Annotated in this window: 7 protein-coding genes; 4 read left to right on the plus strand and 3 right to left on the minus strand. The window is 60.8% G+C overall.

What is annotated here, in order from left to right:
* Positions 1-2: 2 nt before the first annotated feature.
* The 3 genes from AC30D7_RS12915 to AC30D7_RS12925 form a co-directional block, all read right to left on the minus strand.
* The gene (locus AC30D7_RS12915) at positions 3-1,214 is read right to left on the minus strand and encodes an MFS transporter (protein WP_490134305.1); all 1,212 of its coding nucleotides are present in this window, start codon (positions 1,212-1,214) and stop codon (positions 3-5) included.
* The gene (locus tag AC30D7_RS12920; RefSeq protein WP_490134306.1) at positions 1,204-3,126 is read right to left on the minus strand and encodes an IucA/IucC family protein; all 1,923 of its coding nucleotides are present in this window, start codon (positions 3,124-3,126) and stop codon (positions 1,204-1,206) included. Before AC30D7_RS12920 ends, AC30D7_RS12915 begins: the two co-directional genes overlap by 11 nt.
* A gap of 111 nt (positions 3,127-3,237) precedes the next feature.
* Positions 3,238-4,167, minus strand: a complete 930-nt coding sequence (locus tag AC30D7_RS12925; protein WP_490134307.1) for a LysR family transcriptional regulator — start codon at positions 4,165-4,167, stop codon at positions 3,238-3,240.
* Positions 4,168-4,328: 161 nt separating this feature from the next.
* On the opposite strand from AC30D7_RS12925, the gene AC30D7_RS12930 reads away from it, so the two are divergent.
* The 4 genes from AC30D7_RS12930 to AC30D7_RS12945 all read left to right on the plus strand — a co-directional run bounded on the left by AC30D7_RS12930 (position 4,329) and on the right by AC30D7_RS12945 (position 8,070).
* Positions 4,329-5,615 (plus strand): MFS transporter, encoded by a 1,287-nt coding sequence (locus tag AC30D7_RS12930; RefSeq protein ID WP_490134308.1) that lies wholly within the window; start codon positions 4,329-4,331, stop codon positions 5,613-5,615.
* Between the two features lie 78 nt (positions 5,616-5,693).
* Positions 5,694-6,446 carry a 5-oxoprolinase subunit PxpA gene (locus tag AC30D7_RS12935; protein ID WP_490134309.1) on the plus strand — a complete coding sequence of 251 codons (753 nt, stop codon included), beginning with the start codon at positions 5,694-5,696 and terminating at the stop codon, positions 6,444-6,446.
* Positions 6,443-7,147 carry a 5-oxoprolinase subunit PxpB gene (gene pxpB / locus AC30D7_RS12940; RefSeq protein ID WP_490134310.1) on the plus strand — a complete coding sequence of 235 codons (705 nt, stop codon included), beginning with the start codon at positions 6,443-6,445 and terminating at the stop codon, positions 7,145-7,147. Before AC30D7_RS12935 ends, pxpB begins: the two co-directional genes overlap by 4 nt.
* Positions 7,144-8,070: a 5-oxoprolinase subunit C family protein gene (locus AC30D7_RS12945; RefSeq protein WP_490134311.1), complete on the plus strand. Its 927-nt coding sequence runs from the start codon at positions 7,144-7,146 to the stop codon at positions 8,068-8,070. The genes pxpB and AC30D7_RS12945 overlap by 4 nt, the downstream gene beginning before the upstream one ends.
* The last annotated feature ends 3 nt before the right edge of the window (positions 8,071-8,073 follow it).

The raw sequence follows: 8,073 nt of genomic DNA on the forward strand, positions 1-8,073 counted from the left end.
TTTTAGTTGTGATAAGTGTGGGGCGATAAGGTCGAGCGGTCAGGCGTGGCGTTGAACGAGCGCACCCAGCGGATGCCGATGGCGGCTATGGCGTAGGTCAGCGCCACCAGCCAGAAACTGTGGGCCAGGCCCACCAGGCCCATGCCTATTCCGCCAAGGACGACACCGAGCAGAGCACCAGCCTTCGCCGCGCTGTTGCCCAGGCCGAGCGCGAAGCCCTGCTGGGTGATGGAAACGGTGTTGGCGATCAGGGCATAGGCGACGGGCAGCAGGGCGCCTTGCCAGATGCCCCAGACGAGTCGGCTGACGAGAAAGCCCAGCCATTCATTGGCCAATGCCGTGGCCGCCAGCGTCAGGGCACATAACCAGGCCACGCCTTCGATGACGCGCAAGGTGTAGGCCGGTTGCCAGCGGTCGAACAGGCGTCCCCACAGCGGGGCGGAAACGGCCAGGGTCGCGGCGCTCGCCGCATAGGTGGCGCCGATCAGCCAGCCAGGTGCATGCAGAATGTTCGCGACGTACAGGGCGTAGAACGACTGCGGCATCATCTTCGCCGCCTGGATCAACACGATCACCAACAGGATTCCACTGAGCCAGCCTTTGGGCAGGGCAACCGGCTCAACAGGTTTTTTCTTCGCGGTTCGCGCCTTGTCGGCCGGCAGGAAAAAACTCCCCAGTGCGCACAGCAGGCAAATCGCCGTCGCGCCATAACACAGCAAGGCAAACCCCGAGACGTCCATCAGCCAGCCACCCAGCACCGGGCCGATCAACGAGCCGACGGCGGTTGCCGATTGCAAGCGGGCCAGGGTGTGACCTCGTTTGGCACTGTCGCAGCAGGCCAAGGCGTAGGCTTGCGCGGCAGCGAGAAAACCGGCCAATGCGCCTTGCATCACGCGAATGCCCACCAGCAGCCACGGGTCGAGGGTGATGGCCGCCAACCCTTGGCACAGTGCGAGGGCCAGCAGCGCCCGAACAATCATCGGTTTGTGTCCGGTGCGATCCCCCAACCGGCCCCACAGGGGGGTCAGCAGCATGGCCGCCAGCATCGGGCCGGCATAGACCATCGCCGATAACAGCGCGGTGTAGCCGGCGCCTTCGGGCCCGAGCAGATGCTGGATCTGCAAGGGCCAGAACGGGCCGCTCATCTCCATTGCGCCCATGGAGACAAACTGGATGACGATCAGCAGTCGCAGGGCGCGACCGTCAGCGAGCATGGGTGTTGGGTCGCAGCGGGTTACTCAGGCGTCCGACGATGTCGGCATGACTGTCGAGCAAACGCATGCGCATGAACGATTTGGCGGGCCAATCCTGTTCCAGCAACGCCTGGCGCTCGCTTTCCCAGCGTGCCGGTTCAACGCGTTCGCGCAAGGTCTCGAAGCACTGTGCAACGTGCGCTGCCAATCGCTCCCACAGGATATTTTCCGGCACATTCCAGTGGCGGGCACAAAGCAAGGTCAGCTCACCGAGGTGGCACATGAAAGTGGTGTGCAGGAGTTTGTCGCGGACAAATCCGGCGTCGTCATACAGGGTCATTTTCGGATCGTGTAGCTGGATATCCAGACCCTTGGCGTGCAGGGTCTTGCGATCGATACGAACGTCGCCGAAATCACGCAACAGCAGCCGATTCAACTGCCCGTCAGCGCCCATCACCATGAAGCTGTTTTGCTGATGCGCTTCGAACGCCACGCCATACATCAGATAAATGCCCAGCAGACTCGGTACGGCAATCGACAGGTAATCATCGAAGAACGCCAACATGGCCGCGCTGTCGTCGTTGCCCTGAGCCAGCTTTACCCAATCACGCAGCAACGGTTGTTCGAACTCGTTGACGGCGAACAGGCTGCCGACCGGCACCGCCAACTCGCCTTCTTGCAGCAGGGTCAGCGGGTTGTCGCGATACAGCACGCCAGCATGCCGGGAGCGCTCGTCATCGGCCGGCAGTGGTGCGTAATGCACGCCGATGCGCTCTGGAACGATGTTCAGCAGGCGCTGAATCTGCGGTTCCTGATCGAGGATATTCAATATCAGTTGGCTGATGCGTGGCCCCATTCGTGCCGAGCGCGGCGACACGGTGCGCTGCACGCTGGTCAGGCGCAAAGCCACCGGCAGTTTGACCATCGGTGCCGTGCGACTGGCCTGCGGCAAGACCGTGCGGAAGGACATGGTCGGGTGACCGGTAAAAGCCACGATGTCAGTGACGATCAGCAGGTTGTCGGCGATCTCGTTGGCAAACGAATGTGGCAGCTCTTCATGGGCTTGCCATGGGTGCGACGGCAGCGGGAGGTAGTCCTTTGCGTCCAGGCCCATTTGCTGCAAATGGCGTTGCAATTGCTCGGCGGCCTGTGGGAAGTGACCTTGCCACCAATCCCAGTAATCGGTGGTGCCTGCCAGCGCTTCGACGTGTGCGTACTGGCGGTGCAGGGCGCACAGCACGATTGGAAAACTCGCTTCGAATTCTGGCGAGAAAGCGATGACCTGAGCGGCGCTCAAGCCCAGTTTGGTCTTGTAGTTCGGGTGCCACGGATGGCCGAGAGTGCCCCACTGTTCGAGCAGTGACGTAGGGTTCTGGTGGCTGGGGCCGGCTTTGAGCCAGGCGAGCAGATTGTCGTCGTAGGCGGTGTCGATCTGCTCTCTCAGGCGCTCGGTCCATCCATGGTGGAACGCCAGGCACAGGGTGTCATTGCTGAAGCTGTCATCCAGCTCCCCGGCCAGACGTTCCAGGACCTGTGGGGAGGCTGGCGGATTGAGCTGAGTGCTGAGGTGAGCGAGCAGTTCGCTGGGCAACTGGATTTTTTGCGGAAGCCTGTCGGGGGTGTGCAGGACGATGCTGCCGCGCACGTCCCAGCTATTCATCCTTCCACCCGACAAGTGCTCGAAGCAAAGGTGCGCACCATCGCCGAGCGGCAGCCAGCAACGGCTGGCGTCGTCGTATTCGCAGGTGTCGGGGTTGATCAGCTCTTCACGAAACAGTGCCTGGATCAGGCGTTGGAAACAGCGCTGGGCGGCGGGCTCCAGGGCATTGCTCAAATGATCGAGAGTGATGCGGTGGGACTGGAAAGCCTGAGTGCCTAGAGCTTCGCTCCAGTGAGCGAGCAGTTGCTGCTGTTTTTGCGTGTAGCCGCGCATCAGGTCCGACTCCTTCTGGACAATTGATTAGCTGAAAGCGCGCAAAGAATACCGTTTTGAAAAATTAATGCAAATGATAGTGGTTCATATTTACAGTTCGGAAAGTGTCTTTCAGATTCTGGCCTGTGGCTGGCTCAAGACGATGTAGCGCTCGCCCATTTTCTGCGCGTAGCTCTCCACGACTTGCTGACACAACGTCACGATTTCTTCGACCCACTCCACGCCGACCCGCCACGACACCACCACCTGCAAATTTGGCGGGCGCTGATCGATGGCCAACAAGGTCAACTCACCCCGGGCCAGTTCCTCGGCCACCAGCACCGGCGGCAGGGCGCCAATACCGAAGCCGTCGCGCAGTAAACGAGTAATCGCCGACACTGAGTTCACGCAGTTCAGTCGTGGCGCCATGACCCCGTTGGCCTGCATCAGGCTCACGATGTCCTGGTGCGGGCGGGAGTTTTTCGAATAGGTGATGATCCGCTCCCGCGCCAGGTCGGCGACACCTGAATACTCACGGTTGTAGATGGAGTTGCTGGCCACGATCCAGCCCATCGGATGGCTGGTCAACTCCAGGCTGCGCACGCTTTCCTGGCGCAGCAGGTCGGTTTGCAGGATCAGATCGAGAAAGCCTTTTTGCAGCTGATCGCAGAGGTTGAGCGCCGTATCGGCCACCAGCTCGATTTCCACCAGCGGATAGTGATCCATCATCTTTGCCACCAACGGGCTGAGCCAGGTGTGGATCACCGTGTCCATGACGCCGATACGAACCCGTCCGGCCTTGCTCGAGCGTGTCTCGATCGCCTGCTTGAGCGCCTGCATCGTGTCCATCATCTGCTCGGCATATTCGAGCACTTTCAGGCCTTCCGGGGTCAGGCTCACGCCGCGGGAGTCGCGCAGAAACAGCTTCACCCCAAGCTCGCTTTCGAGCACGGCGATGCGGCTGGAAATCGACGCCTGGGTAGTGAAGAGCTTGTCAGCCGTCAGGCGAAAACTCTTGAGTCGGGCGACCCAGACAAACGTCTCGAGAAACTTCAGGTTCATGGGGGGCAGCTCGTGGATAAAGTTTTTCTTATGACTAGGGCGGGTTTTTATTAGTTGGACGCAGCAGGGCCAACCGCCCAAAAATCAGGCCATCCGGTTCCCACGATAGGCGTCGTCGGGGCTCAGAACAATACCAATAAAATATGCACGGAGATTTTGCCATGAGTGCGCCCGACACCCTCGTCATCCCAAAGGCCACGGCCCGCCCGGGACCTTTCGACTGGTACCGAAACATCAACAAGCAGGAGCGTCGCACGTTCTGGAGCTGCAAGATCGGCTATGGCCTGGACGGCATGGACACCCAGATGCTCAGCTTCGTGGTACCGACCCTGATTGCCATGTGGGGCATCACCACCGGCCAGGCCGGGCTGATCCACACCAGCACCCTGATCGCCTCGGCTATTGGTGGTTGGGTGGCGGGGATTCTCTCCGACCGCATCGGTCGGGTGCGCACCCTGCAACTGACGGTGTTGTGGTTCGCCTTCTTCACCTTTCTTTGCGGCTTCGCCCAGAACTACGAGCAACTGTTGATCAGCCGCACGTTGATGGGCTTCGGTTTCGGTGGTGAATGGACCGCCGGCGCGGTGCTGATGGGCGAAGTGATCCGCGCCAAGGACCGTGGCAAAGCCGTCGGCATGGTGCAGTCGGGTTGGGCGTTGGGGTGGGGGCTGACAGCGATTCTGTATGCGCTGCTGTTCTCGCTGTTGCCGCCCGAAGACGCCTGGCGGGCACTGTTCATCCTCGGCATCGTGCCGGCGATTTTCGTGATCTTTGTCCGTCGCCTGGTCAAGGATCCGGAAATCTACCGCGAAGCCAAGGCCAAGCAAGAGCCAAGCAACCCGGCGAAGTTCTACGAGATTTTCGCCCCTGGCATCCTCTTCACCACGATTCGCGCTTCGATACTGACCACCGGTGCACTCGGCGGTTACTACGCGATCACCTCCTGGCTGCCGACGTTTCTGAAAAACGAACGGGGCTTGAGTGTACTCGGCACGGGCGGTTATCTGGCGATGGTGATCATCGGGTCCTACGTCGGATACGTCATCAGCGCGTATTTGACTGACATCCTCGGTCGCAAGAGGAACTTCATTCTGTTCGCGGTCGGCTCGTTCACCATTGTTCTGTTGTACACCCAATTACAGGTCAGCAACGGTGTGATGCTTTGGCTGGGCTTTCCTTTGGGGTTCTTCGCTTCGGGGATTTTCAGCGGCATGGGGTCGTTTCTGACCGAGTTATTTCCAACGCGGATTCGCGGCTCGGGCCAGGGTTTTTGCTACAACATCGGTCGGGCGTTGGCAGCGTTGTTTCCGCTGCTGATCGGCTTGCTCAGTCAGAAGGTGCCATTGAGCGTGGGAATCGGGGCTTTCGCGGCGGTGTCCTACGGGGTGGTGATCCTGGCAGCACTCAGCTTGCCGGAAACCCGTGGTAAACAACTCGATGCCGAATAACCGAACGTCCGGTAACTGATAATCTGAGGGGCATATGCCCTTCAGCTAAAAAGACAAAAGCCTACAGGAGTGTTCACCGTGAACCGCCTGCTATTGAACTGCGACATCGGCGAGAGTTTCGGCAACTGGACCATGGGTCTGGACGCCGAGGTCATGCCCTTCATCGACTGCGCCAACATTGCTTGCGGCTTTCATGCCGGCGACCCGAGCATCATGCGCAAGACCGTCAGCCTGGCCCTGAGCAATGGCGTGCAGATTGGCGCACACCCTGCCTATCAGGATCTGGTCGGTTTCGGCCGTCGCTCCATGGTGTATACCGCCCAGGAACTGCAGGACCTGTTGCACTACCAGATTGGAGCCCTCGACGGCATTTGCCGGGCTCAGGGCGGACGGGTGAGTTACGTCAAACCCCACGGCGCGATGTACAACGACATGATGGCCAACCCGGCGCAATTGCGTGCGGTGATCCAGGCCGTGGCAGCTTATGACCGGACACTGCCGCTGATGCTGATGGCCACCCGCGACAACAGCGCTGCCCAGCAGTTGGGCGACGAATACGGCGTGACTCTGTGGTTTGAAGCCTTCGCCGATCGCGCTTACGACAGCGCCGGAATGCTGGTCTCGCGGCAACTGCCGGGGGCCGTGCATCACGATCCCGAGAAAATCATTGAGCAGGCGCTGATCATTGCCCGCGGTGACAACCTCACGGCCAGCGATGGCAGCGCCTTGCACTTGCAGGCCAACACCTTGTGCGTACACGGCGACAACGCCAGTTCGGTGGCCGCCGTGCGGCGCATTCGCGAGGCCTTGAATCAGCAGAGCGCATCATGAAGCCACGGGTGGAAGTGGTGGCGCTCGATTGCCTGATGGTGCGCCTGTTCGATGAAATTGCCGAGGCCAACATGCCGTGGATGCTGGCTGCCAGTGAGCGTTTGCGAGAAGCATTCGCCAGCCATTTGATCGATCTGGTGCCGTCCTACACAACGTTGATGGTGCATTACGATCTGATGGCATTGAACCCGGCCCAGGCCCGGGAGTTGATCGCTCAAGCCCTGATCGATCTGACGCCCAACGCTCGGGCCAAGGGGAAATGCCATGTGCTGCCGGTCTGGTATGACTTGAGCGTTGGGCCGGAGTTGAACCTGTTGTCCCAGCGCAGCGGCTTGGCGGTGAATGAAGTGATCCGCCGTCACTGCGAACACGAGTATCAGGTATTCGCGTTGGGCTTCGCGCCGGGTTTCGCGTTCATGGGGTTGGTGGACGAAGTGTTGGCCACACCGCGTCTGAGTACTCCGCGCAAGAAAGTCGCCGCTGGCAGCGTCGGCATTGCCGAACGCCAGACGGCGGCTTATCCGGTGGTGTCTCCCGGCGGCTGGAACCTGATCGGTCGCACCCCGGCCAAATTGTTCGACCGCGAACGTGACGGCTACAGCTTGATGCAACCGGGCGATACGGTGCGCTTCGAGGCGGTCAGTCATGCCGAGTTCATCAACCTGGGCGGTGACGACACGCCGTTGGAGAACCTGGCATGAGCCGACTGACGATTGAAGCAAGTACACCGCTTTGCCTGTTGCAGGACGCCGGGCGATTTGGTGTGCGGCATCTGGGCGTGACCCAGGGCGGCGGGCTGGATTGGCGGTCGATGTCGTGGGCCAACTGGCTGCTGGGCAATGGGCTGGATGCCTCGGTGATCGAAATCACCCTCGGCGGGTTCAGTGTGGTGGCCGAGGATGATTGCTTGCTGGCATTGGCGGGTGCCGATCTTGGGGCGCAGATTGATGGCCAGCCCCTGGCGCCGTGGCGCAGTTTCAAACTGGGCAAAGGTCAGCGATTGCAATTCACGCAACCGCTGCTTGGCGCTCGGGCGTACCTCGCGGCACCAGGCGGGTTTGATGCGCCGAAGGTGCTGGGCAGCACCGCAACTGTGGTGCGTGAGGAACTCGGCGGCCTCGACGGCATGGGCCAGGCGTTGGCCAAGGGATCGTCGTTGAAGTACTCCACCGAGGCGCCGCTGCTGGTACGGGAGCTGCCTCGCGAGCACGTTCCGGATTTCAACCTCGATACGCCGCTGGACCTGGTGCTTGGTGCGCAAATTGGTGAATTCAGCGGGCAGAGTCTGTTTGATGCGTTCAACAGCACCTGGACCCTCGACAGCCGCGCCGATCGCATGGGCATTCGTCTGTTGGGAACGGCGTTGCAGTATCAGGGCAAGCCGATGATTTCCGAAGGCATCCCGCTGGGCGCGGTGCAGGTGCCGCCGGATGGGCAGCCGATTGTGCTGCTCAATGACCGGCAGACCATTGGCGGTTATCCGCGGTTGGGGGCGCTGACGCCGTTGGCGTTGGCGCGATTGGCGCAGTGTTTGCCGGGGGCGAAGGTGCGGTTGAAACCGGTGGTGCAGGATGTCGCGCATCGCGAACAAGTCGAGTATTTGCGCCGGTTTGTTAACCGTTAAAAG

The sequence above is a fragment of the Pseudomonas sp. DF5 genome (assembly GCF_058148225.1).